The organism is Halococcus hamelinensis 100A6, from assembly GCF_000336675.1.
GTDB classification, from domain to species: domain Archaea; phylum Halobacteriota; class Halobacteria; order Halobacteriales; family Halococcaceae; genus Halococcus; species Halococcus hamelinensis.
Map to the genome: position 1 here is coordinate 13,855 of NZ_AOMB01000010.1, position 23,508 is coordinate 37,362.

General features: G+C 66.9%; 26 protein-coding genes, 2 tRNA genes and 1 pseudogene. 14 read left to right on the top strand and 15 right to left on the bottom strand.

Annotation, left to right across the window (positions count from 1 at the left end):
* Positions 1 to 8: 8 nt before the first annotated feature.
* Both C447_RS03590 and C447_RS03595 read left to right on the top strand, forming a co-directional pair.
* Complete coding sequence (locus tag C447_RS03590; protein WP_007691038.1) at positions 9 to 440, top strand: HIT family protein; 432 nt, start codon at positions 9 to 11, stop codon at positions 438 to 440.
* A gap of 69 nt (positions 441 to 509) precedes the next feature.
* Positions 510 to 1,364: a transcription initiation factor IIB gene (locus C447_RS03595; RefSeq protein ID WP_007691039.1), complete on the top strand. Its 855-nt coding sequence runs from the start codon at positions 510 to 512 to the stop codon at positions 1,362 to 1,364.
* Positions 1,365 to 1,377: 13 nt separating this feature from the next.
* On the opposite strand, the gene C447_RS03600 is transcribed toward C447_RS03595, so the two are convergent.
* The 3 genes from C447_RS03600 to C447_RS03610 all read right to left on the bottom strand — a co-directional run bounded on the left by C447_RS03600 (position 1,378) and on the right by C447_RS03610 (position 4,064).
* Positions 1,378 to 3,474 (bottom strand): minichromosome maintenance protein MCM, encoded by a 2,097-nt coding sequence (locus C447_RS03600; RefSeq protein WP_007691041.1) that lies wholly within the window; start codon positions 3,472 to 3,474, stop codon positions 1,378 to 1,380.
* A gap of 103 nt (positions 3,475 to 3,577) precedes the next feature.
* Positions 3,578 to 3,919, bottom strand: a complete 342-nt coding sequence (locus C447_RS03605) for a pyrimidine dimer DNA glycosylase/endonuclease V (RefSeq protein ID WP_007691043.1) — start codon at positions 3,917 to 3,919, stop codon at positions 3,578 to 3,580.
* A gap of 72 nt (positions 3,920 to 3,991) precedes the next feature.
* A tRNA-Pro gene (locus tag C447_RS03610) sits at positions 3,992 to 4,064 on the bottom strand.
* Between the two features lie 151 nt (positions 4,065 to 4,215).
* On the opposite strand from C447_RS03610, the gene C447_RS03615 reads away from it, so the two are divergent.
* Positions 4,216 to 4,500 carry a pro-sigmaK processing inhibitor BofA family protein gene (locus tag C447_RS03615; protein WP_007691044.1) on the top strand — a complete coding sequence of 95 codons (285 nt, stop codon included), beginning with the start codon at positions 4,216 to 4,218 and terminating at the stop codon, positions 4,498 to 4,500.
* On the opposite strand, the gene C447_RS03620 is transcribed toward C447_RS03615, so the two are convergent.
* Entirely contained in the window at positions 4,497 to 6,557 is a 2,061-nt protein-coding gene (locus C447_RS03620) for a DEAD/DEAH box helicase (protein ID WP_007691045.1), read from the bottom strand. The two genes, C447_RS03615 and C447_RS03620, sit on opposite strands and share 4 nt — an antisense overlap.
* Positions 6,558 to 6,611: 54 nt before the next feature.
* Positions 6,612 to 7,037, bottom strand: a complete 426-nt coding sequence (locus tag C447_RS03625; RefSeq protein ID WP_007691046.1) for a cupin domain-containing protein — start codon at positions 7,035 to 7,037, stop codon at positions 6,612 to 6,614.
* Positions 7,038 to 7,115: 78 nt separating this feature from the next.
* On the opposite strand from C447_RS03625, the gene C447_RS03630 reads away from it, so the two are divergent.
* Complete coding sequence (locus tag C447_RS03630; RefSeq protein ID WP_007691047.1) at positions 7,116 to 8,300, top strand: site-2 protease family protein; 1,185 nt, start codon at positions 7,116 to 7,118, stop codon at positions 8,298 to 8,300.
* On the opposite strand, the gene C447_RS03635 is transcribed toward C447_RS03630, so the two are convergent.
* A complete protein-coding gene (locus C447_RS03635; RefSeq protein WP_007691049.1) occupies positions 8,301 to 9,023 on the bottom strand; it encodes a competence/damage-inducible protein A in 723 nt (240 codons plus the stop codon).
* A 137-nt stretch (positions 9,024 to 9,160) separates the two neighbouring features.
* On the opposite strand from C447_RS03635, the gene C447_RS03640 reads away from it, so the two are divergent.
* Positions 9,161 to 9,445, top strand: a complete 285-nt coding sequence (locus C447_RS03640) for a hypothetical protein (protein WP_007691050.1) — start codon at positions 9,161 to 9,163, stop codon at positions 9,443 to 9,445.
* Positions 9,446 to 9,515: 70 nt separating this feature from the next.
* On the opposite strand, the gene C447_RS03645 is transcribed toward C447_RS03640, so the two are convergent.
* Positions 9,516 to 9,587, bottom strand: a tRNA-His gene (locus tag C447_RS03645).
* Between the two features lie 98 nt (positions 9,588 to 9,685).
* Between C447_RS03645 and C447_RS03650 the strand changes: the two genes are divergently transcribed.
* Positions 9,686 to 10,138 carry a DUF5814 domain-containing protein gene (locus C447_RS03650; protein WP_007691056.1) on the top strand — a complete coding sequence of 151 codons (453 nt, stop codon included), beginning with the start codon at positions 9,686 to 9,688 and terminating at the stop codon, positions 10,136 to 10,138.
* On the opposite strand, the gene C447_RS03655 is transcribed toward C447_RS03650, so the two are convergent.
* From C447_RS03655 to C447_RS18925, 4 genes and pseudogenes are all read right to left on the bottom strand, one after another.
* Complete coding sequence (locus C447_RS03655; protein WP_007691058.1) at positions 10,135 to 10,548, bottom strand: ribbon-helix-helix protein, CopG family; 414 nt, start codon at positions 10,546 to 10,548, stop codon at positions 10,135 to 10,137. The genes C447_RS03650 and C447_RS03655 overlap by 4 nt on opposite strands.
* Positions 10,549 to 11,391: 843 nt before the next feature.
* Positions 11,392 to 11,988, bottom strand: coding sequence for an RPA family protein (locus C447_RS03665; RefSeq protein WP_029601698.1), 597 nt, complete (start codon positions 11,986 to 11,988; stop codon positions 11,392 to 11,394).
* Positions 11,985 to 12,890 carry a replication protein A gene (locus tag C447_RS03670; protein ID WP_193363177.1) on the bottom strand — a complete coding sequence of 302 codons (906 nt, stop codon included), beginning with the start codon at positions 12,888 to 12,890 and terminating at the stop codon, positions 11,985 to 11,987. Before C447_RS03670 ends, C447_RS03665 begins: the two co-directional genes overlap by 4 nt.
* A gap of 150 nt (positions 12,891 to 13,040) precedes the next feature.
* Positions 13,041 to 13,223, bottom strand: a pseudogene (locus C447_RS18925) (replication protein A); the annotation flags it as partial.
* Positions 13,224 to 13,364: 141 nt separating this feature from the next.
* Between C447_RS18925 and C447_RS03675 the strand changes: the two are divergent.
* The 6 genes from C447_RS03675 (at position 13,365) to C447_RS03700 (ending at position 17,086) form a co-directional block, all read left to right on the top strand.
* Positions 13,365 to 13,640, top strand: coding sequence for a DUF7091 family protein (locus C447_RS03675; RefSeq protein WP_007691064.1), 276 nt, complete (start codon positions 13,365 to 13,367; stop codon positions 13,638 to 13,640).
* A gap of 95 nt (positions 13,641 to 13,735) precedes the next feature.
* Positions 13,736 to 14,971, top strand: coding sequence for a sulfite oxidase (locus C447_RS03680; protein ID WP_007691065.1), 1,236 nt, complete (start codon positions 13,736 to 13,738; stop codon positions 14,969 to 14,971).
* Entirely contained in the window at positions 14,971 to 15,483 is a 513-nt protein-coding gene (locus C447_RS03685; RefSeq protein WP_007691066.1) for a DUF2243 domain-containing protein, read from the top strand. The genes C447_RS03680 and C447_RS03685 overlap by 1 nt, the downstream gene beginning before the upstream one ends.
* Complete coding sequence (locus C447_RS03690) at positions 15,480 to 15,659, top strand: hypothetical protein (RefSeq protein WP_044955665.1); 180 nt, start codon at positions 15,480 to 15,482, stop codon at positions 15,657 to 15,659. The genes C447_RS03685 and C447_RS03690 overlap by 4 nt, the downstream gene beginning before the upstream one ends.
* 112 nt (positions 15,660 to 15,771) lie before the next feature.
* Positions 15,772 to 16,260 carry a YciE/YciF ferroxidase family protein gene (locus tag C447_RS03695; protein WP_007691067.1) on the top strand — a complete coding sequence of 163 codons (489 nt, stop codon included), beginning with the start codon at positions 15,772 to 15,774 and terminating at the stop codon, positions 16,258 to 16,260.
* Positions 16,261 to 16,315: 55 nt separating this feature from the next.
* Entirely contained in the window at positions 16,316 to 17,086 is a 771-nt protein-coding gene (locus tag C447_RS03700) for an SAM hydroxide adenosyltransferase (protein ID WP_007691069.1), read from the top strand.
* A gap of 71 nt (positions 17,087 to 17,157) precedes the next feature.
* Here C447_RS03700 and C447_RS03705 read toward each other — a convergent pair whose 3' ends face one another.
* The 3 genes from C447_RS03705 to C447_RS03715 all read right to left on the bottom strand — a co-directional run bounded on the left by C447_RS03705 (position 17,158) and on the right by C447_RS03715 (position 20,139).
* A complete protein-coding gene (locus C447_RS03705) occupies positions 17,158 to 17,943 on the bottom strand; it encodes an SDR family oxidoreductase (RefSeq protein ID WP_007691070.1) in 786 nt (261 codons plus the stop codon).
* 63 nt (positions 17,944 to 18,006) lie between these two features.
* Positions 18,007 to 18,477 carry a TRAM domain-containing protein gene (locus tag C447_RS03710; RefSeq protein ID WP_007691072.1) on the bottom strand — a complete coding sequence of 157 codons (471 nt, stop codon included), beginning with the start codon at positions 18,475 to 18,477 and terminating at the stop codon, positions 18,007 to 18,009.
* Positions 18,478 to 18,882: 405 nt separating this feature from the next.
* Positions 18,883 to 20,139 carry an Nramp family divalent metal transporter gene (locus C447_RS03715; protein ID WP_237713321.1) on the bottom strand — a complete coding sequence of 419 codons (1,257 nt, stop codon included), beginning with the start codon at positions 20,137 to 20,139 and terminating at the stop codon, positions 18,883 to 18,885.
* Between the two features lie 166 nt (positions 20,140 to 20,305).
* Here C447_RS03715 and C447_RS03720 point away from each other — a divergent pair, with 166 nt between their 5' ends.
* Positions 20,306 to 20,818: a PH domain-containing protein gene (locus tag C447_RS03720; protein ID WP_007691076.1), complete on the top strand. Its 513-nt coding sequence runs from the start codon at positions 20,306 to 20,308 to the stop codon at positions 20,816 to 20,818.
* Between the two features lie 18 nt (positions 20,819 to 20,836).
* Here the strand turns inward: C447_RS03720 and C447_RS03725 are convergent, their stop codons facing one another.
* Positions 20,837 to 21,712, bottom strand: coding sequence for a homoserine kinase (locus C447_RS03725; RefSeq protein ID WP_007691078.1), 876 nt, complete (start codon positions 21,710 to 21,712; stop codon positions 20,837 to 20,839).
* Between the two features lie 119 nt (positions 21,713 to 21,831).
* On the opposite strand from C447_RS03725, the gene C447_RS03730 reads away from it, so the two are divergent.
* On the top strand, positions 21,832 to 23,481 hold the full coding sequence (locus C447_RS03730) for a tRNA uridine(34) 5-carboxymethylaminomethyl modification radical SAM/GNAT enzyme Elp3 (RefSeq protein ID WP_007691080.1): 1,650 nt from the start codon (positions 21,832 to 21,834) through the stop codon (positions 23,479 to 23,481).
* Positions 23,482 to 23,508 lie beyond the last annotated feature (27 nt).

Sequence of the window (23,508 nt, forward strand, 5' to 3'; positions counted from 1 at the left end):
ACCAACCCATGAGTTCGAACGACCCCGACTGCCCGTTCTGTGGCATCGTCGCCGGCGAGATCCCCGGTCGTATCGTCGCCGAGACCGACCGGACGACCGCGTTCCTCGACGCCAACCCGCTCGCACCCGGCCACACCCTCGTGGTGCCGAACGACCACCACGAGCGCCTCGACGACCTCGGCGAGGACCTCGCGAGCGAGGTCTTCGCCACCCTCCACCGGCTGACGCCCGCCGTCGAAGCCGCGGTCGACGCCGACGCCACCACCGTCGCGTTCAACAACGGTCCCGCCGCCGGCCAGGAGGTCCCGCACGTCCACGGCCACGTCATCCCCCGGTTCTCGGACGACGGCGGCGCGCCGATCCACGTCGTCGCCGGCGACCGACCCGACCTCTCGGACGACGAGCTCGACGCCATCGCCGACCGTATCGGTGAGCACTGACATATTTTTAATACAATATAGGAAAAACAAGAAAATATTAAGTAGTGGGCCGGTGTGGGAGGGTCCGTGATGGAGACGACGTACGCGTGTCCCGAATGCAACGGCTCCCTGCGCGGATCCGGCGACGAGACGTTCTGTACGAGCTGTGGGCTGGTCGTCGCCGCGGACAACATCGACCGGGGCCCGGAGTGGCGTTCGTTCGCCGACGGTCCGGACCGAAAGCGGACGGGGGCACCCCTCACGCGCTCGCGCCACGACCGCGGTCTCTCGACCGAGATCGGCCGTTCGATCCGGCTCACCGGCCGGAAACGTCGGCTGTTCGCCCGCCTGCGCCGCCAGCACAACCGTGCACGGATCGCCTCGAAGGCCGAACGGAATCGGGTCTACGCCTTCACCGAGATCCGTCGGCTGGTCGGTGCGCTCGGGCTCCCGGAGACGGTTCGCGACCGGGCGTGCGTGCTCTTCGAGTCGGCCCAGAACGAGGACCTCCTCCGGGGACGGTCGCTCGAAGGCTTCGCCGCCGCCGCGGTCTATGCGGTCTGTCGAACCGAGGGGCTCTCGCGAACCATCGCGGAGGTCCGCGACGCCGCCAAAGCCAGTCGCGGCGAACTCGTCGCGGCCTACGACGCGCTCAATCGGGAGCTTGGCCTCCCGACGGGGCCGATAGACCCCGCCGAGTACCTCCCCCGATTCGCGAGCCTGCTCGACGTCTCGACCGCCGTCGAGGCCAGAGCGCACGAACTCGTCGACGAAGCCGAGTCGCTCGGTGCGACCAGCGGCCGAAACCCGAGCGGGGTCGCCGCGGCCTGTCTCTACACCGCGGCGCGCGAGCTCGACGGCTCGCTCACCCAGCAGGCCGCCGCCGACGTCGCGGGCGTCACCCCCGTCACGCTCCGGGCGACCTATCACGACCTCCGGGAGTGAGGCGGAACCCGGCCTACGTCGTCCGGAGGTGGTCGGTCTGTGGTTCGTAGACCTCGCCCTGCCGGCGGAGCTTCTCGATCTCGTGTTCGGCCTGCGAGCGCTCCATCCCGGTCTCCTCGGCCCGATCGAGCACCTCGTCGACCGGTGCCCCCGAGTCGTACTCGCTCTCGATCTCGCTGATGAGGGCTTTGACGTTCTTTACGCGGTCGCGCTGGGTCTTCGACTGGCCCGTCTCCACGATGTCGGCGTCGAACTCGCCGGTCTCGGGGTCGACGCCGATGTCCTTGAGACACGACCGGACGATCTCGATGACGCGTTCGGCGTCCTCCAGCTCGACGGTATCGGAGAGCCGGACGCGGGCCGAGGCCTCTCCGAGCCGCACGAGGGCTTCGAGTTTTCTGGCCGTGACGGGCACGGGCGCGTCGTCGTCGGCCCCTTCGGAGCGAAGGCTGACGTAGAAGTCGCTGATCGCCTCCTTGGCCTCCTCGGTCATCGTCGGGAAACAGTTGCGCTGGGCGTAGGCGATGTACTTCCTGAGGAGTTCGGGTTCGATGGCCGGAGCGACGGTGTCGGTCACGGCGTCGACCTCGGCCTGAGAGACGTTCGCCGCGGTCTGTTCGGTGCGCTGGGTGTTGAGCTCGCCCGCGTAGTTGGTTCGCAAGATGTGCTCGGCGAGGTTCTTGTCCTCCTCCGGGTCGGGGGTGTCCGTGACGGTGAAGATCAGGTCGAACCGGGAGATCAGCGCGGGTTCGAGGTCGATCTGCTCGCCGATGGACTCGTACTGGTCGAACCGCCCATACTTGGGGTTCGCCGCACCGAGCAGCGAACAGCGGGATTTGAGGGTGGCGTTGATCCCCGCCTTCGAGACCGAGATGGTCTGTTGTTCGAGCGCTTCGTGCATCGCCGAACGATCTTCCGAGCGCATCTTATCCAGTTCGTCGACGGCCGCGATACCCTGGTCGGCGAGCACCAGCGCGCCGGCTTCGAGGGTCCACTGCTGGCCCTCGCCGAAGTCGTCGCGAACGGCGGCCGCCGTCAGCCCCGCGCTCGACGAGCCCTTCCCCGAGGTGTAGACCGACCGTGGCGCGATGTTCCGGATGTACTGGAGCATCACGGACTTCCCCGTCCCCGGATCCCCGATCAGGAGCATGTGGAGGTCGCCCCGGATCCGCGAGCCGTCGGGGAGGTGTTTCGCCACCCCCGAGAAGAGCTGGAGGATCATCGCGAGTTTGGCCTGGTCGTAGCCGTAGATCGAGGGCGCGATCGAGCCGACCATCTGCTCGTAGATGTCGTCCTCGGTGGAGAGTTCGACGATCGCACGCTTGTCGGCCTCCGAGATGTCCATGTCCTCGAACTGCTCGTCCTCGATGTCGACCGAAATGCCGTCCATGAAGACCTCGAACATCGGCGAGGCCTCCCGGTTGGTCTCCTGCTGGTCGAGGTGGAGGATACCCGTCACGCGGACGTGGTCGCCCGCCGTGACTTCGCCCGTGATGTCGTCCTCGATGTGGACGTCGATGTTCTGTGGGGTCTCGCCACCGCGGAGCCCTTCGGGGCTCTCCTGAACTCTGAGTTTCTGGGCGTCGACGAACTCCGATTGGTCGAAGTTGATCGTAAAGGGGCCCTGTCGTTCACAGCCCTGGCACTCGTGAGGTTCCTGAAAGTCGCTTCCCGTTTGCGGAATTCTGGTGAGCGTGCCACACCGCTGGCACTCGAAGGCCGCTTCGGTGATCTTCGGGCGGACGTCGGTGGCCTTCCGGACGATGCCCTGGACGCTGAGGAGCTGACCGCGGTGGCGCGCCCGGATCTCCCGGATCTCGGTCGTCTCGCCGAGCCCGTGGATCCGGACGTGCGCGCGGCCGAGGCCGACGTCAACGGGCAAATCGTAGAGCCGGAGGGCCTCCTCGGCGTACTCCTGGAGCTGGCCGGGCTGTGAACGGTAGTCGTCGGCGAGGTCCGAATCGAAGCGATAGAGGTCGCCCCAGTCGATGAAGAGCGAGCGCTTCTCGTTGGGGTACTTCTGGGCGAGCTCGCCGATCTCGTTCCGGTAGTAGTTGCGGTAGAACTCCTCGAAATCGTCGATCAGTTCGGCGTTCTCCGCGCTGGCCATCTTGTGATCGGGTAGTGCGTTCCCCGCTAAGAAGTTTCGTACTGTGTGGAGCGAAAGTGAACCTGTGAGAGGGGCGCGTCGAACCGACAACGAGGCCCGGTCTTCAGGCGTCGGTGGGCCGTTCTCGGGCGCGTGCGGCGCAGTCCGCACAGCGTTCGAGGAGGTCCTCCCGGTTGCGTTCGACGTCGATCGCGCCGGCCCCGAACGTCGGGCCGTCGTAGTCGAGCGGGCTGTCGTGGTTCATCCCGCGGCGTTCCATCTCCGCCGCGAGGTCGTCGTGACGCTCCTCAAGCCGTGTCGTGTCGATGTTGCCCCTCTCCGCGTGGCCCTCGGCGATCGCTTCGCCGTGTGGGTGGCGCAGGATCGTCCCTTCGAGCTGGTGGTGCTCGGCGTGCTCGCCAGCGAGATGCTGCTTGCAGAGGATCCCGACCGGAACGCACCACATCCGGGTCACCGCTCGTCACCCGATGGTTCGACCGTGCCGGTCGGCTGTGTCCGATGATTAGAGACCACGAAATGGGACCGCGCGGATTTGAACCGCGGTCACGGGCACCCAAGGCCCGAAGTATACCAGGCTAACCCACGGTCCCGTGTCGCTCCTACCGGGCGCGTGCGAATAATCCTTCCGTTCCCTCGACAGCACTCGGCCGCCGTCCGATGGATGGGGCCCGCGTTCCGAAGTCGGCACGCGCGGCCCGGACGTGACGGAAGGTCTATATCCATCTCGTGTAAGCATCGGGCATGGTCACGGGACTCGAACTCGCGGTCCTCGCCGTCGCGGTCCTGTTCTTGCTCGTCGGGATACGCGTACTCCAGGCGCTCCGGCCGTTCATCGTCAACGCGGTCGTCGGCCTGCTCGTCTTCCTGGTCGCGGGCTGGTTCGGCTTCCCCGTCGAGGTGAACTGGCTCACGGTGCTCGTCGTCGCCATCGGCGGGCTGCCGGCCGCCGTGCTGGTGGTGCTCCTCTCGACCTTCGGCCTCGCGTTCGTCCCCGCGCTCGTCGACCTCGCCGCGCCGTTCCTCTAGTCCTCCTCGTCGCGCAGCTCGATGTCGGCCACCACGTCGTAGGGGTCGGCACCCTTTCGGATGCCGTCGAGCATCGTGAACGCCGCGCCGGGTTCGAGGAAGTGACGCGTCACCGCGCGGCCGAGCGGCGTGGGTTCGAGGCCGTCGATGAAGCCGTAGTCCAGCAGTTTGCCGACCGCGTGCTTGAGCGGGACCTCCCCGACCATCCGCTCGGTGAGCCCCTTCGCGCCGCCGCCCGCCACCGCGACGTTCGCGAGCACCTCCTCTACCGCATCGGTCTCGTCGTAGCGCATCGCCACCGGCTCCATCTCGCCCTTCAGGAGTTTGAACGCCGTCTCGTCCTCGCTCCCGGGCATGCTCGCGTGGTAGCTCCCGTCGGGTTCGACGAGGACGTAGACCACCCCGCGGTCGTGGTAGTCCGGCCGCCCCGCCCGCCCGAGCATCTGATGGAATTCTTGGACAGTCAACCACTCGATACCCATCGCGAGCGAGTCGAAGAGCACCTGCGAGGCCGGGAAGTCGACCCCGGCGGCGAGCGCCGCCGTCGTGACGACCGCCGCCAACTCCTGATCCGCGAACTTCCGCTCGACGGTCTTCCGACGCGAGTAATCGAGCCCCGCGTGGTACGGCGCGGCGTCGTACTCCAACTTTCGAGAGAGCTCGTGACACCGCCGCCGCGAGTTGGTGAAGATGATTGTCTGGCCCCGGTAGCCCTTCGAGGACTTCCGGTCGAACTCGCGTTTCACCAACTTGTTCGCCACCCGGGCTTTCTCCTGGCCGTCGGCGAACGTGACGTGGCGTTCTATCGGCACCGGACGCTCCTCGAACTCCACGAGCCGGGCGTCGAGCCGGTTCGCGAGCCAGTTCGGGTTGCCGACGGTGGCCGAGAGGTAGAGCCACTGGGTCCCGTCGTTCGACTCGTCCCGCGCGCGTTCCTGTCGCCGGTTCTCGCAGTACCACTTGAGCCGGGCGATCAGACCGTCGAGGCGGTGGCCGCGGTCGTCGTCTTCGAGCGTGTGGACCTCGTCGATCACCACCGTTCCGATGTCCCCCAGGTCCTGGCCGACCCGGAGCGCGTGGTCGATGCCCTCGTAGGTCCCGACCACGATGTCGGCGTTCGGATCGAACCGTTCGCCATCTCCGCGAACTCGACTCGCGCCGACCCGGATGGTGACGTTCGCGAGGTGGCCGTAGTCGTCCTGGAAGTCCTCGTACTTCTGGTTCGCGAGCGCGACGAGCGGCACCAAGAAGAGCATCTTCCCCTCGCCGCGGAGCAGCCGGTCGACGCCCGCGAGTTCGCCGATCAGGGTCTTTCCCGTGGCAGTGGCGCTCACGACGAGCTGGTCGTCGCCATCGAGCGCGCCGTTCTCGACCGCGAGGCTCTGCACCGGGAGGAGCTCGTCGAACCGGTCCGACATGAGCGACTGGAAGTTGGGGTGGAGGTCGAGCGAGTCCACAGAAACGGGATTGACGGCCTCCGTGGTGGCGCTCATCTCGTCGAACTTGGTGAGGTCGGGGTCGAGTTGGCCCGAGAGGAGGTTTTTCACCCGGTCGAGGTCCTGTACGGACTGGAGGAGCTCGTGGAGGCGGTCGGCGGCCGTACCGGAGACGTCGTGGTGGGCTATCTCGCGGTCGAGTTCGCGTCGGGCGCAGTCGGGGCAGATCCGCTCGCCGTCGGCCGCGACCGCGGTCTCCGAGGTGATCGGCGAGTACCGCCCCGCCGCCGCACAGTACCGACAGGTCCTGACTCGTTTGGCCTCTAGCTGGTAGCCCGAGAGCATCTCCTGGAACGCCTCGCGCTGGTCTCGGGTGGTCTGTTCTGAGATCCGAATGCGGTCGGCCCGGCGGGCGAGTTCGACGAACTGGTCCGGCGAGCGCGGCTCCTCCCCCGAGGAGTGTTTCACGCCGAACTTCGCGGGCCGCGGGCCGGCGTCGGTGGCGGCGAGGTCGAGGCGGGCCGAGAGCGTCCGCTCGTCGCCGTCGGTGACGGCGACCAGATAGTCGTCGCCGATCCCGTGAACGAACAGGGTTCCGACCCGCCCGACCTGCTGTGACACTGTTCGTCGATCCGTTCGCGGGCTATTTCAGTCGCTCGAAACCGCTTCTGTGGATCACTCCACGAGGTCGATCGCGTCGTCGCCGTTCGGCACCGCGCAGATGAACGCGCCCGGCTCGTCGCCCTCGTTGCGATACCAGTGGACCGTCCCGGCGGGAATCAGGAGGGAGTCGCCGGCACTCACGGTGTGTTCGTCGTCCTCGTCGGCGGTTTCACCGCCCTCCCGAGGCGTCTCCGGGGCCTCGCCGATCCCGATCACGTACTCGCCGTCGAGGACGTACTGTTCGTGTTCGACCTCGTTGGTGTGTTTCGGGACCGCCGCACCCGGCGCGAGCGTGAACCGCCGAATGGCGAAGTTCGGCGCGCCGCGTGCTTCGTCGACGAGGACGCCCTTTTCGAGTCCGTCCGCCGCGTCGACCGGTTCGTAGTCGATCTCCGCCGCCCGTCGGATCAGGGGTGCCGGCCGTTCGGGTTCGCTCATCCTCCCCGGTAGGCCCACCGGTGGCTAAAACCCCGCGGCCACGACACGATTTAAGGGGACACCGACCGTAGTTTGGGCATGCCAAGCTTCAGGGTCGGAAGCATCGCCGGAATTCCGATCAAACTCGGGCTCTCGTTTCTCTTGGTCCTCCCGCTGTTCGCGTGGTTCATCGGGAACGGGATCGGGCAACTGCTGCCGCTGCTGAACGGGATCTTCGACGCGAACCTGCCGGCGGCGGAGCTCTCGGCCGGCAACACGCCCTACGTCCTCGGCATCGTCGCCGCCGTCGGGCTCTACGTCGGCGTCGTGCTCCACGAACTCGGCCACTCGTTCGTCGCGATGCGCTACGGCTACGAGATCGATTCCATCACGCTCTGGTTTCTGGGGGGTATCGCCCAGATGGCCGAGATGCCCGAGGACTGGCGACAGGAGCTCGCCGTCGCGGTCGCCGGCCCCGCCGTGAGCGTCGTCCTCGGCCTCCTCTCCTTCGTGGTCTTCCTCGTGGTCCCGGAGTCGCTCGGCGGCGTACGTTTCGTGCTCGCCTACCTCGCCCTGCTCAACGTGGGTCTCGCGGCGTTCAACCTCCTGCCCGGGTTCCCGATGGACGGCGGACGGGTCCTCCGGGCACTTCTCGCCCGAACCCGGACCCACGCCGAGGCCACCCAGCTCGCCGCCGAGGTCGGGAAGGGGTTCGCGTTCCTGCTCGCGCTCGTCGGCCTCTTCTCGGGGAGCATCGTCTTTATCGCCATCGCCTTCTTCATCTACATGAGCGCGAGCGGCGAGGCCCAGCAGGCTGTCACGAAGGCGGCGCTCGAAGGCGTCGCGATCAGCCGCGTCATGACGCCCGCCGACGAGATCGACGCCCTCTCGCCGAAGGCCAGCGTCGCCGACCTGATCGAGCGGATGCTCACCGAGCGCCACACCGGCTATCCCGTGCTCGAAAGCGGCGAACTCGTCGGGATGGTGACACTCACCGACGCACAGAAGGTCCGCGAGGTCGAGCGCGACGCCTTCCGGGTCGAGGAGGTGATGACCCACGAACTGGAGACGATCCCCGAGGACGCCGACGCGATGACCGCGCTCTCGACGATGCAGTCGGCGGGCGTGGGTCGATTGCCGGTGGTCGGCCTCCAGGGCGAGTTCGTCGGCCTGGTCTCGCGGACCGACCTGATGACCGCGCTCACTATCCTCCGGTCGAGCGGGAGGGATTCGGGAGCCGAGACCTCCCGCGACTCGCCGCGCTCGCCCGAGGAATCGCTGTAGTTACTCCGGTGCGGGGACGGTTTCGAGCCGGTCGGTGAGCCACTCGCGCGCCGCGTCGAGTTCGCCCTCGTCCTCGTCGACGAGCTTGATCCGGTTGTGGCGCACCGCCCGGTCGGGATAACAGCCCACCGCGACGTCGAAGCGCTCGCCCGCCTCGCTGAGGTCGTCGATCATGTCGGCCTCCGGCGTCGGGGTGTAGAAGACCTGCGAGCGGACGTCGCCCCCGAACCCGTCCTCGATCGTCTCGAACATCGCCTTCATCTCCGCGGGCACTCCGGGGAGGACGTAGACGTTCTCGATCACACAGCCCGGCGCGAGCCCGGGGTCGTTGATCAGCGGCTGGCTCCCCTCGGGGATCGAGGCCTCGGCCTCGACGTCGAGCGCGATGTCGGGGTACTCCTCGCGAACGGCTTCGAGGCGCTGTTCGACGTCGGCACGGGCGCGGTCGTTGACCGCGAGCGGCCGGTCGAACGCCGTCGCCACCGCGTCCATCGTGACGTCGTCGGGGGTTCCCCCCAGCCCGCCGGTGAGGATGACGGCGTCGAACGCCGCCGAGTAGTCGGCGACCCGGTCGGCGATGAGTTCGCGGTCGTCGGGTACCACGAGGATCCGCGCGACGGTCGCGCCACGCTCGGTGAGTCGGGCGGCGATCCACGTCGCGTTGGAGTTCTCGGTGTCCCCCGAGAGGATCTCGTCGCCGATGGTGAGAAGCGCGATTTCCATCGGCGGATCTGGGTGATGGCGACGGATAGCCCTTCGTTGTCGATCCGGTGGCCCCCCTCGCCGACCTCTCGTTCGCCCCCACACGACGAACGACGCCGGAACCCATGGTTTTTGGTAGCGGCCGGATAGTTCGACGTATGCCCATCGACGAGCCGAACTGGGAGTCGGGAAAACAAGTGAGCACTTCGATAGATTCCGTTCGTAACTTTCTGGAGGAGGGCCATCCCGAGGCCTACACCGCCGAGGAGATCGCGGGCGCGGTGCTGGCGTTCGCCAACACCCCGCCGGTCACGAGCGAGAAGCTCAGGGACATCGCCGAGCAGAACCTCGAGATCCTGATCGAGACCGGGAGCGTCGAAGCCAGACGGGTCGAGACCGGCGACCGGCGGCCGTCGGTCTACTACCGGACCGTGGACGACTGAGGGCGGTACGGTCGATCGTATTCACGTCAACAGCGAGAACGTCCGATTTTCATGTAAAAAATTTGCCATAGTCCGGGTGCGAGAATCGAACCCGCGTCTCAGCCTCCACAAGGCTGAAGGATGACCACTACCCTAACCCGGACACGCGTTCGCACCTATCTTCGCGTGGATAAAGTAGGTTACGACTCGGCCCGAGGGTTTCGCGGTGTTTTTGCCGCTCGCGCCCCTCGTATCGTCAACGTGGCCGTCACCGACAAGATCTACGTCAAGAACCACCGCCGGATCGGCTCCCAGCTCGAGACCCACATCCCGAGAAGTGCGTTCAGCGGCGCGACCCTCGACATCCTCTACTCCGGCGAGGGCCTCGCGAAGCTCGACGACGCCACCCAGGAGCGGGTGCTCGACTTCGCCGAGGACTTCCTCGACTGCGACTGCGAGTCGAACCCCTACTGTGGCCACCCCGAACGCAAGTTCATGGCCTACCTCCTCGACCTGCGCGCCCAGGGGTTCGGCCCCGAGGCCATCGTCGACGTGATGGGCGACGACTACCTCGTGACCGCCTACCCCGGTGACGTCCTCTCCTTCCTCGACAACTCGGTCCGCACGCTCGAAGCGATGGAGGACCTCGCGAACGTCGAGAACGACCGCGAGGCGGCCGGAACGATCGACGACAGAAAACGCGCGCTGCTCTAACCCAGCCGGAACGGCTCCTCTTCCTCGCTCTCGTCGTCGAGCTCTTCGAGCTGGATCACCTCGTCCTCGCCCTCCTGGTTCTCCAAACGCTGGCTCAGCTGGGTGACGTACCGGCGGTGCTCGTCGAGCTGTTCGCGGAGGTGGTCGGCTTCGAGTTCGAGGCGCTCGTGCTCGCGAACGTAGCTCTTTGGCACCTCGACCTTCGGCGGGAAGCTCGAGGAGTCCTCGCTGCTCTCGTCGACCTCGTGCTCGGGGACGACCTCGACCTGACCGTCGTGGGCAACCAGCATCTCGACGTAGTTGCGAAACACCGCCGAGAGCGAGATGTCGCGCTCCTCGGCGATCTCCCGAAGCGTCTCGAAGGCGTCCTCGTTCACCCGGAACGAGATCGTTTTGTTCTTGTTGCCCATCTGGACGCCACCTACCGGCTCCGTGGTCTTAATACTTCGTCAGACGATGACACGGCGTTCGATGGAGCCACGCACACTGGCAGAAGACGTTTGTGTCGACCCTTCGCACGGCAGCTATGATCTCCCCAGTCGATCGACGTCGGTTCCTCGCGGGCGCGCTCGCCGGTCTCGCTGCGTTTGGTGCAGGATGTACCGACACGACGGGAAACAGTGACACAACCCGTGGCTCCACCGAACCAACCACCAATGACGAATCGGTATCGGGAACCGATACCGCTCGTCGTCCGACAGTGTCGACGGTCACACGGGGAACCGATTCGACTGCCTGTGAGGAGGCGCTCCAACGGCTTCCGAGCAAGGTGAACGGGGTCGAATACGGCTCGTTGAATGGCTTCAGTCTCACTGCGAACCGAACGACCCTCTCGATCGGTGATTCGATCGTGTTTCGGCTACGGAACGAAACCGATACCGAGACGATAACCGGAAACCGCCACAAATTCGACGTTCAGCGGCGTCTCGACGACGAATGGCGGTCCATCTACTGGATGAGCGATAGCGCCAGCTACACCGACATGGGGTACGGACAGCAACCCGGTGAAGGATTCACTTGGCGGTTCGCGCTCACACGACAGGGGCTCGAACACACGAGCCAGACCAATCCACCATACCGTGTCTGCGAAGCGTTGGTTCCCGGCGACTACCGATTCGTCTACTGGGGTGTGAGCGCGGAGGGTGAGAACGAAACCGATCGAGGGGTCGGTGTTCGATTCGAGCTCACGAAGCCGAATTCGACCGTCAGCCCGGACCTTAGTGGCTAAAATAGGGAACTGCGCGCTGAGCCCCTCAGTCGGCGTCGACCGCGACCTCGTCTTCCTCCTCTTCCAGACTTTCGAGCGACGACACCGCTGCGCGTCGGTAGTCGTCCAGCGGGAGGTCGTAGCGCTCCTCGGCCATTCTGGCGTACTCGTTGGTGTCGGCCTCGAACGCCTGGATCCGCTCGGTCGTTCGGGCGGCGGTCTCGACCACCCACCGGTCGCGGGTCTCCGCGTCGACCACGGTGATCGACTCCGGCCGAACCGCGACGTTGGTCTGGCCGTCGTCGGTCTCGAAGGTGCGCGGTTTCCCCGCCACCGCGACGTAGGCCGGGGGTTCGATCTCCCGGAGCGTGCTCGCGGCCTCGGGCTGGTACTGACCCGCGTAGACGTAGAACGTCCCCGTGGGGTCGACCACGCGACCCTGCCAGTACTCCGAATCCGAGCCGACGTCCTCGGTCTCGGTGAGGGTGCCGACGAAGAACACGCGGTTCGCGCGCTCGCCAGTGGGGAGGAGGACGTAGACCGGCGCGCGTTCCTCGTCGCTCTCCTTGAACGTCTCCGTGGCGTCGTTGAACTCGCGTGCGAAGACCCGGCGGGCGACCTTCCGCATGGGGGCACCGCTCATAGCGACCTCGCTTTGATGAGGGTCTCTTCGGCATCCGCTGGCCCGCCCAGTTGCTCGAAGTCGTTCGCGAGGACGTACCGCCCGAAGGTCGGTCCCTCGACCCGGTAGTACACCCCGAGGATCTTGCCTCTGATCTCGTCGGCCACGACGGTGGTATCGAGCGCGTCCATCGCCATCTCCTTCGCCTCGGAGAGGGTGATCCCGGTGAGGGCCTCGGTGGCCTCCTCGTCGAAGATCGTCTCGTGGACCTCGTTGCCGTCGTCGATGACGGCCTTGATCCGGAGGTCGAACTCGCCATCGACCTCGCCGTGTTCGGAGCACCGACCGTTCTGGAGCACCCTGGTACAGTCCTCCTCGGGACACCGCTTGATCAGACCGCTCCCGCGCTGGATGTCCACTAGCGCGCCCTCCACAGTCGTGGAATCGTCGCCGACCTCGATGTCCTCGTCGAGCTCCTCGATGTCCGTCGTCCGGTTGAGCTTGACCGAGAACCGACCCTCGTACTCGTCGGTGACGAGGTTCGAGAGGCGGTAAACCCCGCCCTCGTCGAGTTCGGGGAGGTCGGACTTCGCCCACTTCGTGAACTTGATCGTCCCCGTTGGGTCGCCGAGCAGGCCCACCTGCCCCACCGACTCGCTCCGGGGCTCCCAGAGCTGGGTGACCTTCGCCGTGAGGTCGATCCACTCCTCGGGCGCGTCGACCTCGGTTATCGTTCGCTCCTCGCTCGCGCCGCCCGACTCGGGGACGTCGAGCTCCTCGTCGAGTTCCTCGATGTCCGTCGTTCGGTTGAGCTTGACCGAGAACCGACCCTCGTACTCGTCGGTGACGACGTTTTCGAGCCGGTAGACTCCGCCCTCGTCGAGTTCGGGCAGGTCGGAGGTCGCCCACGCGGTGAACTTGATGGTGCCCGTCTCGTCGCCGAGCAGGCCCACCTGGGCGATCGACTCGCTCCGGGGCTCCCAGAGCTGGAGGACCTTCACGGTGAGGTCGACCCACTGCTCGGGCGCGTCGATGGTCTCGACCGTCCGCTCCTCGCTCTCGCCACCGAGTTCGTCCCGGTCCATCCCCGCCTCGTCGAGGTAGCTGCTCGTGACGCTCCGGCGCGCCTCCTCGAGGGGAACCCGGTAGTCGTTGACCAGCGTGTCGAGGCGCTCCTCGACGTCCTCGACGCTGATATCCAGTGTATCGGAAAACTGCTCGTGTATCTCCGCTGCGTGCTGTTGTACGTCCGTCATTGGTTGTCCTGTCTCCGCGTGTTTTCGGTGGGAGACAGTCGTGGGTAGGTGCGCGATGGTATAAAAAGTTCCGCGAGCACGGTGAAAGTGGTCGAGAACGTGAGCGACGGGCCTTTGTAGCGTCCTCCCCTCTCGTCTCCCATGAGCGACGAGGGTCGCCTCGCGCGGCTTCTCAGCACGACGGCGCGCGCGGCGGGTCGGCGCTACGCCGAATCGAGACGGTCCTACGACAGCGGCCGCACCCGCGCCGAGGGCGACGGCCCCTACGACGAGCACGTCCGGATCGTCTGTCGCCGCCACGCCCAGAAACGCACCGTGAACCTCGACGGCTACGTCCCGGACTGCTTCGACCCCGAGCACCCCGACTGCGAGGGCTGTCTGGAGGACGTCCGCGAGGGGACCGTCGAAACCTGGTGAGTGCGGGAAGAGCTTCGACGAGCGCCGACCCGAGCCACGCGGACCTTCTCCTCGCAAGCAGAACACGGGAATGGGCTGCCGGTGTCTCGTCGGACATGGCACCCGATGGTCCGGACCCACGGCGGCGCGGCTCGCTCACCGAACGGTATCCCGGCCTCGACGTGCTCGTCGACGAGCCGCCGAATGCACAGACGGCCGCTCGTTCGAACCTCGCGACCCCAATCACGCCGCGCGACGAACACTTCGTCCGGGTCCACCACCGGACCCCGGAGATCGACGCCGACGAGTGGACCGTCTCGCTCGCGGGGCTGGTCGAGGACGAAGCCGAGCTCTCGATGGAGGAACTCAGGTGTGCGTTCCCCACCGAGTCGGTGGTCCACACCATGGAGTGTTCGGGCAACGGACGAACCTACTTCGAGCCGGACGCCGAGGGCGACCAGTGGAGCTTCGGGGCGGTCGGCAACGCGGTCTGGACCGGCACGCCGATGAGCGCCGTCCTCGACGAGTACGGCGGCGCGACCGACGACGGGCTCTGGCTCTCGGCGATGGGTGGCGAGGCACCGCCCGACAAGGACGTCTTCTGTCGGTCGATCCCGCTGGCGAAGGTCCGGGAGGACTGTCTGCTGGCCTACGAGATGAACGGCGCACCGATGGCCCCCGAACACGGCTACCCCGTTCGACTGGTCGTTCCCGGCTGGTTCGGCAACAACAGCGTGAAATGGGTCGAGGAGATCCGCGTGATGGACGGCATGGTCGAGGGCGAGGCGTGGACCGACCGCGACGGGCAGGACTACACCCAGTACCAGCAGTCCTCCTATCGGATCGTCCCCGACCAGGACGAGCAACCCGACCGCCACCGCTCGGTCGACACCGTGAGCACCTACGACCAGATGACCGAGGACGAAGGGGTTCGGAACGCCTACCTCTTCGACCAGCTCGTGAAGTCGCTCCTCACGACGCCCGAAGACGGGGCCACGCTCTCGGGTCCACGAATCGAACTCTCGGGGGTCGCGTGGTCGGGCGAGGATGCGGTCGAGCGCGTCGAGGTCTCGACCGACGGCGGCGAGTCGTGGGACGAAGCGACGTTCGTGGGTCCGGACCTCGGACGATACGCGCTCGATCGATTCCGGTACGTCTGGGAGCCCGAACCGGGCGAGCACACGCTCTGCTCGCGGGCGACCGACGAACGCGGCCGAACGCAACCGGCCACGGTCTCGGATCCCGAGGACGAGCTTCGCGGCATCGAGAACGACGAGTTCCCCTGGAACGTGAAGGGCTACGGCAACAACGCCTATCGCCCGCTCGGAGTCACCGTCGAGGTGGAGGCGTAATGGCGTCCCAATCGGACGAGCCCGCCGAGCGGGCCGTTCCCCGTCGAGCACTGTTCGCCGCCGGGGTCTTCGGGTTCGGGTTCAGCGGGCTGATCGACGTGCTCCTCCTCCACCACGTCCTCCAGTGGCACCACCTCGTCTCGGGGATCTACCCGATGGACACCCTCGACGGCCTCAGGATCAACGTCCTCGCGGACGGGCTGTTCTCCATCGGCATGGTCGTCATCGCGGGGGTCGGCGCGGGCCTCGTCTGGCGCGCCGAACGGCGGACCGCGACCCCGCTCGCGTTCCGGCCGGTCGCGGGCGCGGCGGTGGTCGGTCTCGGGCTGTTCGACCTCTACGACGCGGTCGTCGACCACATGATCCTCGGCCTCCACCAGCCGCTCTCGATGGGCGGGATGTACAACCCCCACTGGATCGTCGTCAGCGTCCTCATCATCGGCGCGGGCGCGTACGTCTACCGGACGGGGATCGGCGAAACCGAGGACGCCACCGAGGCCCCTCGACCGTGATCCCGCCGACCACGGACCTGCTGACCCTCTCCGTCGTGGTCGCCCACGCTGCGGGCCGTCCAACGCCGGTCCCGCACTGGGCAGTGTTGATCGTCGGCGTGCTCGGGCTCTGGGTCGTCGTCGCCGGCGGCGTCGCCGCCGTCGATGGGTTCTTCGACGCGCTCTCGGACCGATGACGTGCTCGTACTCCGAAGCACCGGCTCTCGTCGGCAGTCGAATCGCCGGGTCGGCTGTAAACAGCAAGCTCGCTCCTTATCGAGCTCCCGCGAGTTGGTGAGGACGATCGTTATGTGTGCCAACAATCTCGACGAGCTGTTCGAGGACGGACTGAAACACGTCTACTACGCCGAACAGCAGCTCGTTGACGCGACCGAGGAGCTCGCCGAGTCCACCACCGACGACGAGCTCGCCGAGGCGTTCGCCGAACACCACGAGGAGACCAAGGAGCAGGTCGAACGCCTCGAATCGGTGTTCGAGGAGATCGACGCCACCCCGGAGGCCGAACCGGACCACGCGGTCGACGGCCTGATCGAGAACCACGAGGACTTCGTGAACCAGGACCCCGACGACCACGTCCTCGACCGGTTCAACATCGCCGCCGGCCAGAAGTCCGAACACTACGAGATCGCCGCCTACGGCAACCTGATCCCGCTGGCCGACCAGCTCGGGATCGACGTCGCCGACACCCTCGAAGCCACCCTCCGCGAGGAGCAGGACGCGCTCGACGAACTCTCGGCGTTCGGCGAGGAGTTCGACTACGGCCAGATCGACGAGTAACGGTCCCACCGAAGACCTGAAGCGACCGACTCCCGAACCCACACCCGTTTTCGACATGAATCCCTTCATTCACCTGATCGCCGACTACGGCGCGGGCGACCCATCGTTCTCGGAGGTCGTCCAGCGACTGAAACACGAGGACCCGTCCATCACCGTGAACAAAACCCCTGTGGCTCCGTTCTCGACGGTCGCCACGGGTTTCTGGATCGAACAGTTGGGGGTGCACAACCCCGGCTTCGAGGGCCTCGCGATCTACTCGAACACCGCTCCCAGGTCGGACGAGACCGGCCCGCGGCAGTCGAACGAGGGCGAGCAGCTCTGTTATCTCGAACTCGAGAACGACGTCCCCGTGCTGGCGGTCGACGGCGGCTACAACCTCTCGTTCGTGAAGGACCGGATCACGACGTTCCGCGAGGTAGACGCCCCCGAGAGCGGGTCGCAGTTCCGTTCCCGGGATTACTTCCCGAGGCGGGTCGCCGAGGTCGCGAACGGGAACGTCGAGTCGGTCGGCGAGGAGCTCCCGGTCGAGGACATCCCGGCGAAACCGGAGTCCGCCGTCTGCCACGTCGACGGGTACGGCAACGTCAAGACCTCGATCCGGGCCTCCGCGCTCGACGCGAGCGGCGAAGTCACCGTCGAGATCGGCTCACACACTGAGGAGGTCGTCGCGCGGGAGGCGATATTCGAGGCCGACGAGGGCTCGCTGGTGCTGGCACCGGGCTCGTCGGGTGGCGAGGACCCGTACCTCGAAGTCGTCCACCGCGGCGGTTCGGCGGCGGAGACCTTCGGTCATCCGAGTCCCGGCGATTCCATCGAGCTCCGATAGAGAGTCGTTCTCCTACCACGACCGTGTTCCCCGAATCGAGGGTGTGGAACTTCGGGTTCGAACCGTCGAGGTCAGCTCTTGAGCGAGCCACCGTCGACCGGCACGGCGGCCCCGGTGAGGTAGCTCGCGCGTGCGCTCGACAGGAACGCGACCGCTTCGCCGAGCTCGCGCGGGTCGCCCACGCGGTCGAGCGGCACGTCGTCGGACCAGTCCGCCAGCCCGGCCTCGTAGTCCTCGTAGTCGCCGCGCTCGACGCCCGCTTCGATGAGTTCCTCGATCCGTGGCGTCTCGTAGCTCCCCGGCAACACCGAGTTCGCCCGGATCGATGGGCCGAACTCCCGTGCGACGGTCTCGACCAATCCCGGCACCCCGCGCCGGACCGCGTTCGAGAGCACCAGCCCCTCGATCGGTTCGGCCACGCTCGTCGAGGTGATCGCGACCCAGGTCCCGGCGTCGCTGTCGTCGAGGTGCGGGTGGGCGGCCGTGAGCACCCGGACGACGCTCATCACCAGTAGGTCGTAGGCCGTGTACCACTCCTCCTCGGGGAGGTCGAGGAATTGCCCGCTCGGCGGCCCGCCCGCCGACGTCACGAGGTGATCGAGGCCGCCGAACGCCTCGACGGTCCCCTCGACCAGCGCCTCACAATCCGCCGGGTCGGTGATGTCCGCCTGCACGCCGAGCACGTCACCCGGCCCCGCCGCGTCGACCGTCTCGCGCGCCGAGTCCAGCCGGTCGGCGTCGCGGCCACAGATAGTCACGTTCGCACCTTCGGCGGCGAGCGCTTCGGCGCTCGCCAGCCCGAGCCCGCTCGTGCTCGCCGTCACCAGCGCCGCGTTGCCGTCGAGTTCGAGGTCCATACGCGCCGTTCGAGCGCCGAACTCATAGCTCCCCGTGGTTCGTCGCCGGACTGTCCAGCCGGCCTACCCGCCCCAGAAGTTCTCGCGGCTGCCGAGGCGCTGACGACGCCCCGGCCGTTTCGGCCCGTCGTCATCGTCGTCTTCGCCCTCACTCTCGTCGGTCTCGGTTTCGTCTTCATCGCCCGCCTCGCCCTCCTCTTCCATTGGGAGGCGTTCGAGTTCGTCCGCCCGCGCGTGGTTCGATCGGACCTTCGTGATCTTCACCCGCGAGCGCGCCTCGGGCAACACGCCGTCGACGAAGACGATGAAGCCGTCCTCGGTCCGGCCCACGCCCGCGCCGCTCTCGTGCATATCCTCGACCGTGACGACCAGCTCCTCGCCGATCGTCACCGGCTGGGATTTCAGCTCCCTGATGGGCTGGCTGTAGTGATTACACCACTCCGCACCGCCGCGATTCCCGTAGTGTTGACACCCCATGCCGTTGATCCGCTCGGAGAAACTCGGGCATTCGTCGGCGAGTGGACAGTCCGCCATACGGATAGTTACTACCCAGGTAGCTAAATGCTTACGACCCACCTTTTGCTGCGCTCGTTCGGCGCGAAGCGCCTCACTCGCTGGCAAAAGGTGGATCAAAAGCGCGTCGGGTTCCTTTCAGTCACCCTCGCGCCCGCTCGCTCGGCTTCGCCTCGCTCGCGGTACAATCACAATCCACTCCGCACAGTACCGCCGAAGCCCTCGCCGCACGCTCCTTTCAGTCGCTACTCGCTCCCTGCGGTCGCTCGCGCGGCTCGCCCTTCATCCACCAGGAACCGCAACCGTCCCGCACTGTCACCGCACTGCGGCCGCCCCGCACCGCAACCGCACTGCGGCCGCCCCGCACCGCAACCGCACTGCGGCCGCCCCGCACCGCAACCGCACCGCGGCCGCACCGCCGACGTCTCAGACGAACACTTCGGTGTAGATCAGCCAGACGTTGAGCACCACGATCAACGCGATCATCGCCCCGAGCACCGTCGTCGTGGTCTTCCGGTTCGTGAACGACTGCATCAACCCCTCCTCGCGCGTGAACCAGAGCAACGGGATCAACACGAACGGGAGTTCGAAACTCAGCGCGACCTGGGAGGCTACCAGCACGCTCGTCGGGTCGAAGCCCGCGATCACGACCGCGAGGCTCGGGACGAGGGTCACCGACCGCCGGAGCCAGACGTTGATCTGGAGGTCGAGGAAGCCGTCCATGACGGTCTGTCCGGCCATCGTCGCCACCAGCGAGGACGACAGGCCAGCGGCTATCAGCGCGAGCCCGAACACGAGGCTCGAGTTCGAGCCGAAGACGTTCTGGAGGGTGACGTACGCCTCGTTGAGCGTGCTTATTCCTGTGCCCTGGAGCGCCGCCGCGGCGACCACGAGCATCGCGGCGTTGACGAACATCGCGCCGAACAGCGCGAGTATCGTGTCCACCGACTCGAACCGGAAGTGCCGGCGGTGGACGGCCTCGGTGTCCCCGTCGGTCTCCATCAACCGATTCCGGCGGTCCTGGACGATGTAGGGGTGGAGGTAGACCGAGTGGGGCATCACGGTCGCGCCGAGGATCCCGATCGCGACGTAGAGCGCGTCCGGACCGGGGATCGTCGGCAGGAGCCCGCGCGCGATCTCCCCACCCGTGGGTCGGGCGAGGGCCACTTCGAAGAGGAAGCCGAGCGCGATCACGCCGACGAGCGCCATGATCACGAACTCGACCCAGCGGTAGCCCTGCTTACGGGCGGTTCTGACCCCAAGAAGGGCGAACGACGCCGCGCCCGCGAGCACCGCTCCCGCTGGCAGGGGGACGTTGAACACGAGGCTGAACCCGATCGCCGCGCCGATGATCTCCGCCATGTCGGTCGCGATCATCGCGAGCTCCGCGGCGGCCCACAGGAAGTACACGAGGGGCCGCGGCAACCGCTCGCGACAGAGCTGGGCGATCCCCTTCCCGGTCGCGATCCCGAGCTTCGCCGCGACGATCTGGATCCCCATCGCCATGAAGCTCGCGAGCACGATCACCCACAGCAACGCGGTGCCGTACTGCGCGCCACCCGAGATGTTGGTGGCCCAGTTCCCCGGGTCCATGTACGCGACGCTGATCAGGAATCCCGGCCCGAGATACGTCAGTAGCTCCCGAAACGGGAGCCGTCGCAGGGACGTGCCCCCGCGGCTCACCGACGAACCCGCCTCCGGAGGGGACCAGAACGTGAATTAGCCATGTCTAACAGATATTTTAGTACGGGACAACTTATCTGTTCCGACCGCCGAAGCCCGTCGTATCGATTCGAGACTCGGGCGCGAGGTGGATAAATCTATCAGGCTCGGCCCGCTATACCGACCGATGGCAGAACGCGACGTTCCCGAGTGGGTCACCCTCACCGAGGGGGAGTCGGTGCTCTGGGACGGGCATCCAAGCCTCCGACTGATCGCACCCGCGGTCCTCGCGGGGCTGGTGCTCGTGCTCGGCGGGGTCGCGCTCGCGATCGTCGTGACCGACCCGACCCTCCGATGGCTGTTCCTCGTCGGCGTTCCGGCCGGCATCGCGGTCGCCGCGTGGTCGTACATCTCGGTCGTGAGCACCCGGTACGTGCTGACCTCGGAGGAGGTCTACCGGAAGACCGGGCTCCTGAACCGAAACGTCGCCCAGATCCGGCTCGACCGGGTCCAGAACACGACCTGTAGCCAGTCGCTGACCGAACGGCTGTTCTCCTACGGCGACATCACGATCTACACCGCCGGCTCCGACACCATGGACATCACACTCAGCGACGTGCCGAACCCCCAGCAGGTGAACCGCCGTCTGACGGAGGCGCTCGACGCCGCCTCCACCTCGGGGGCGCGCGCCGGTCCGTGAGGTCTCGATAGAGCGAACTCAGTACACCGTCGCGCCCTCACCGACGCGAGTTCGGAAGGCGCGGGCGGTGATGTCGGCCTCGGCGAACGCATCGAGCATCGCGCTCCCGATCGCCCGCCGGTCGCCCGCCCGACACGCCGCTATCACCGTGGGTCCCGCGCCGCTCACCGTGACGCCCGTCGCGCCCGCCTCGCGCGCCGCCAGACAGACCGCATCGTAGCCGTCGATCAGCTCGGCCCGCGCGGGTGTCACCATCGGGTCCGCCATCCCCCGCCCGACGAGTTCGGGGTCGCCCCGGCACATCCCCACGGTGAGGCTCGCGGCGTTCCCCACCGTCTCGACCACGTCGTTCATGTCCACCCGGTCGGGCACCACCCGCCGGGCGTCGCGGGTCGAGACTACGGTCTCGGGGAGGCAGGCGACCAGCGGGATCGAGGTGTCGACCTGGGTGATACCGTCGGGGGTGGCGACCGTGAACCCGCCCAGGATGGAGGGTGCGACGTTGTCGGCGTGGGCCTCGCCCGACACCACGGCTTCGCCCTCGGCGGCGATCGGCACGAGTTCTTCCCTGGTGTAGTCACGGTCGTAGAGGTCGCGGAGGCCGACCGCGGCGGCGGCGGCGCTCGCGGCCGACGAGCCGAGCCCCGAGGCCGGCCGGATCCCCTTGTCGATCTCGATGTGGGCGGGTGCGTCGAGCGCCTCGGCGACCGCGCCGACGGTGTTCTTCTCCGGGTCCTCCGGGATGTACTCGCTCCCGGTACCCGTGACCTCGATGGTGGTCTCGTCGGCCTTCGAGACTCGAACGATGTCCGCCGGGCGCGACAGCGCGACGCCGAAGACGTCGAACCCGCTGCCGAGGTTGGCGCTGGTCGCGGGAGCCCGGACGGTGAGCATGGCCTGCGTTGCGCGCCTCCCCCCAAAAGGGTAGCGACCACTCGGGGCCACCGTACACGGCTCGCTACGACGAGCAACAGGCTTATTCGAACGCCACGGCGATTCTCCCACCACTACCGATGAGCACCGAGACCCCGGCGACCGAGACGGAGGCGTTCGAGCGGGTCTGTGAGACGCTGGTCGAACGAATTCTGGACGGAGAGATCGAGCGCGACGATGTCGAGTCGGCCAAACTCGACGCGTGTTCGGAGTTCTCGGCCCCGAAGGTCCCGAAGAACTCGGAGATCCTCGACCGTGCGCCCGAGGGCCGCCGCGAGGAGCTCGAGAAAGTCCTCCAGCGAAAGCCCGTCAGAACCGCCTCGGGCGTCTCGCCGGTGGCGATCATGACCTCGCCGCAGATGTGTCCCCACGGGAAGTGTCTCTACTGTCCCGGCGGGCCGGCCTCCGAGTTCTCGAGTTCCCAGTCCTACACGGGCCACGAACCCGCCGCCGCACGCGGGGTGCAGAACGACTACGACCCCTACGGACAGGTCACTCTCCGGCTGAACCAGCTCCGCGAGATCGGCCACCCAGTGGATAAAGTCGAACTCATCCTGATGGGCGGGACGATGACCGCCCGGAGCCACGACTACCAGGAGTGGTTCGTCAAGCGCGCGCTCGAAGCCATGAACGACTTCGACCCCGCGGCCGAACCGACCCCCTCCGAGACGGAGAGCTTCGCACAGGATCCGGACGAGTACGAGTTCGAGTATCTGGAGGACGTGATCGCCGAGAACGAACACGGCCGGATCCGGAACATCGGGACGACCTTCGAGACCAAACCCGACTGGTGTGACCCCGAACAGATCGACCGGATGCTCTCGCTGGGCGGCACGAAGGTCGAAGTCGGGGTCCAGACGACGTACGACGAGATCAACCGGGCGATGCACCGGGGCCACGGCACCCAGGCCTCCGTCGACGCGAACCGACGGCTCCGGGATGCGGGCTTCAAGGTCGGCTTCCACATGATGCCCGGCCAGCCCGGCATGAGCCGGGAGATGTGCATCGAGGACTTCAGACGGCTGTTCGAGGAGTCGGAGTGGCGGCCCGACTACCTCAAGATCTACCCGATGCTCGTGGTGCGCGGCACGCGGACCTACGACATGTGGCGACAGGGCGAGTACGAACCGCTCGACAACGAGTCGGCCGCCGAGCTCGTCGCCGAGGTCAAGTCGATGATCCCGAAGTACGTCCGCCTGCAACGCGTCCAGCGCGACATACCGGCGGACTTCATCGACGCGGGCGTCTGGAAGTCGAACCTCCGCCAGCTCGCCCGCCAGCGGATGGAAAATCACGGCTGGAGCTGTGACTGCATCCGGTGTCGGGAGGTCGGGATGAACGACGACCCACCCGAGAACGTCGAGCGCGACGTGCTGACCTACGAGTCGGGCGGCGGCACCGAGCAGTTCATCAGCTACGAGGATCCCGATCGAGACCTCCTCGTGGGGTTCTGTCGGCTCCGCTTCCCGAACGACCCGGTCAGAACGGAGCTTCGGAACGCGGCCATCGTGCGTGAACTCCACGTCTACGGGCCGATGGTGGAGGTCGGTCAGCAAAGTGCGGATTGGCAGCACAAGGGCTACGGCGGGAAACTCCTCCGGCACGCCGAGGCGATGGCCGCCGACGCCGGCTACGACGAGCTCGCCGTGATCAGCGGCATCGGCGCGCGCGAGTACTACCACGACCGGGGCTACCGACAGGACGGCCCGTACGTCTCGAAACGGCTCTGAGGGTCGGGTTATCGGATAGCGTCGTAG

Bases quoted from the DNA above. Each gene is read 5' to 3' on its own strand.
- C447_RS03615 (WP_007691044.1), top strand. From the start codon at position 4,216: ATGGTCACGGGACTCGAACTCGCGGTCCTCGCCGTCGCGGTCCTGTTC.
- C447_RS03695 (WP_007691067.1), top strand. From the start codon at position 15,772: ATGTGTGCCAACAATCTCGACGAGCTGTTCGAGGACGGACTGAAACAC.
- C447_RS03685 (WP_007691066.1), top strand. From the start codon at position 14,971: ATGGCGTCCCAATCGGACGAGCCCGCCGAGCGGGCCGTTCCCCGTCGA.
- C447_RS03625 (WP_007691046.1), bottom strand. From the start codon at position 7,037: ATGAGCGAACCCGAACGGCCGGCACCCCTGATCCGACGGGCGGCGGAG.
- C447_RS03730 (WP_007691080.1), top strand. From the start codon at position 21,832: ATGAGCACCGAGACCCCGGCGACCGAGACGGAGGCGTTCGAGCGGGTC.
- C447_RS03640 (WP_007691050.1), top strand. From the start codon at position 9,161: ATGCCCATCGACGAGCCGAACTGGGAGTCGGGAAAACAAGTGAGCACT.
- C447_RS03605 (WP_007691043.1), bottom strand. From the start codon at position 3,919: ATGTGGTGCGTTCCGGTCGGGATCCTCTGCAAGCAGCATCTCGCTGGC.
- C447_RS03630 (WP_007691047.1), top strand. From the start codon at position 7,116: ATGCCAAGCTTCAGGGTCGGAAGCATCGCCGGAATTCCGATCAAACTC.
- C447_RS03590 (WP_007691038.1), top strand. From the start codon at position 9: ATGAGTTCGAACGACCCCGACTGCCCGTTCTGTGGCATCGTCGCCGGC.
- C447_RS03680 (WP_007691065.1), top strand. From the start codon at position 13,736: ATGGCACCCGATGGTCCGGACCCACGGCGGCGCGGCTCGCTCACCGAA.
- C447_RS03720 (WP_007691076.1), top strand. From the start codon at position 20,306: ATGGCAGAACGCGACGTTCCCGAGTGGGTCACCCTCACCGAGGGGGAG.
- C447_RS03675 (WP_007691064.1), top strand. From the start codon at position 13,365: ATGAGCGACGAGGGTCGCCTCGCGCGGCTTCTCAGCACGACGGCGCGC.
- C447_RS03635 (WP_007691049.1), bottom strand. From the start codon at position 9,023: ATGGAAATCGCGCTTCTCACCATCGGCGACGAGATCCTCTCGGGGGAC.
- C447_RS03600 (WP_007691041.1), bottom strand. From the start codon at position 3,474: ATGGCCAGCGCGGAGAACGCCGAACTGATCGACGATTTCGAGGAGTTC.
- C447_RS03655 (WP_007691058.1), bottom strand. From the start codon at position 10,548: ATGGGCAACAAGAACAAAACGATCTCGTTCCGGGTGAACGAGGACGCC.
- C447_RS03725 (WP_007691078.1), bottom strand. From the start codon at position 21,712: ATGCTCACCGTCCGGGCTCCCGCGACCAGCGCCAACCTCGGCAGCGGG.
- C447_RS03665 (WP_029601698.1), bottom strand. From the start codon at position 11,988: ATGAGCGGTGCCCCCATGCGGAAGGTCGCCCGCCGGGTCTTCGCACGC.
- C447_RS03705 (WP_007691070.1), bottom strand. From the start codon at position 17,943: ATGGACCTCGAACTCGACGGCAACGCGGCGCTGGTGACGGCGAGCACG.
- C447_RS03710 (WP_007691072.1), bottom strand. From the start codon at position 18,477: ATGGCGGACTGTCCACTCGCCGACGAATGCCCGAGTTTCTCCGAGCGG.
- C447_RS03700 (WP_007691069.1), top strand. From the start codon at position 16,316: ATGAATCCCTTCATTCACCTGATCGCCGACTACGGCGCGGGCGACCCA.
- C447_RS03595 (WP_007691039.1), top strand. From the start codon at position 510: ATGGAGACGACGTACGCGTGTCCCGAATGCAACGGCTCCCTGCGCGGA.